The sequence below is a fragment of the uncultured Anaerococcus sp. genome, assembly GCF_937934665.1.
Taxonomy (GTDB): Bacteria; Bacillota; Clostridia; order Tissierellales; family Peptoniphilaceae; genus Anaerococcus.
In genome coordinates this window covers 1-1,901 of sequence record NZ_CALGYW010000056.1, presented here as the reverse complement: position 1 = coordinate 1,901, position 1,901 = coordinate 1, and the positions used below count along the sequence as shown (strand labels likewise).

General features: G+C 38.0%; 1 protein-coding gene and 1 pseudogene. Both read left to right on the top strand.

Translation table 11 applies throughout. The features are described 5' to 3' along the window. The coding region (locus Q0410_RS02570; RefSeq protein WP_299032548.1) for an ABC transporter ATP-binding protein at nt 1–1,393 on the top strand (1,393 nt) is incomplete at its 5' end. Further along, nucleotides 1,383–1,901: pseudogene (locus Q0410_RS02565) on the top strand (ABC transporter ATP-binding protein); the annotation flags it as partial. The gene Q0410_RS02570 and the pseudogene Q0410_RS02565, both read left to right, overlap by 11 nt.

Genomic DNA, 1,901 nt, shown 5'->3' with positions numbered 1-1,901 from the left:
TGTTGAGGGTCTAGAAGGGATTTATCACGATATGTATAAGCTTTTAGCAAATCTTTTATCCTTTGTGATAATATCAGTTATTATGGCAAAACTATCTCCCCTAATTTTCATCTTTGCCATAATTTCAATCCTAATTCAGCTTATGATTAGATCTTATACAAATAAATACAGACATTCCCACATGGGCGAACTTAACAAAGTGAAAAGAAAAACCACCTCCTATTACAAGGAAGCATCCGATTTTCGTTTTGCAAAAGATATCAGAGTCTTTTCTTTCAAAGATAGGTTTATAGAAGGCTTTAAGCCCCTTGTGGCAAATGTGGTTAAGATTTCAAGGACTTTTATCAAACCTGAAATGTATCTCTCCCCTGTCCTTGCAGTCCTCCTTGTAGGAATCGAAGCTCTCTGCTATTATTTCCTAACAGGGAAAATTTTAGCAGATCAAATTACCCTTAAAAATCTAACCCTCCTTATCACATCCGTTGCGATTTATTCTAATGTTGTCTTGACTCTTATGATAAATATTGCCCAAACCAGGTCAAACCTGCTTTATGTGTCAGATGGCTTTGATATGCTAAGGGTGGATTTAAAATCAGAGGCAGGAGAAGATAAAATTACAGGTCCAATGTCAATTGAATTTAGAAATGTGAGCTTTTCCTATCCTTTATCTAACGTAAATGTTTTAGAAAATCTATCATTTACTATCAAGGAAAAAGAGAAAGTTGCCATTGTAGGCGTAAATGGAGCTGGCAAATCTACCATAGTTTCCCTAATCCTTGGCCTTTATAAGCCAACAGAAGGTGCGATTCTAATTAACGGTATGAATGCCAATGACCTTGACCTTAAGGAAAGATATGCCGCCTTTGCAACAGTTTTACAAAATGTAGAACCCCTTGCAGTTTCCATTGCAGAAAATGTGGCGGCGACTGATGAAAATATCGACAGAGAAAGAGTAATCGATTCACTAAAAAAGGCAGGTTTAGGATATAAACTCGACCAACTTCCAAAGGGGATTGACACCCAAATGACCCGAAATATCCACGATGATGGAACACTTTTCTCTGGAGGAGAAAACCAGAAACTCGCAATCGCTCGTGCTCTTTATAAGAAGGAGGCTGGAGCTTTAATAATGGATGAGCCAACAGCTGCTCTCGACGCCCTCGCAGAAGAGAAAATTTATAGGGACCTTGATGAGATCAGCAAGGATAAGACCCTGATTTTCATATCCCACAGGCTTGCTTCCACCAGGTTTTGTGACAAAATCATGCTCCTTGATGGCGGGAAAATTACAGAATACGGGACTCATGATGAGCTTTTAAAACAAAATGGTCTCTATAAGGAAATGTACGAATCCCAAAGAAAATACTACTTGGAGGAAAATCATGAAAAATAAATTAAAAGCCCTCTGGCTTTTTATGAAAATCACAGCAAAAAACGATCCTCTCTATATACCGGTAATCATCCTAAACGCCCTAGCTCCTGCAGCGGGAACTTTAATCAACGTCTTCGTGCCAATGATTTTTATCAATCAAATCACTGAGCCAAGGCCAGCTGACCAGTTTATAAAAATTGTAGTCTTGTTAATTATAGGAAAAATCCTACTAGAAAGCCTTGAAAGACTACTAAACAGAGAAGAGTTTGTAAGACGCCAGGGAATTAATGATTATTTGACCTTTGAGCTTGCAAAAAAAGCTATGGACTTAACTTATCAAAATATAGAAAATCCCCACACCCTAGACCTAAAAGAAAAGGCCAATGCAGCAATTAATATGGGAGCTATCCATAACCTCTTATCCTGCCTTAAGGATATAATAACAAGTGTGGCAACCATGATAGGAACCGCCATCGTAATCATATCCTTCTCGCCTTACTTAGTTGCATTTTCAATCCTTATCTCGCTT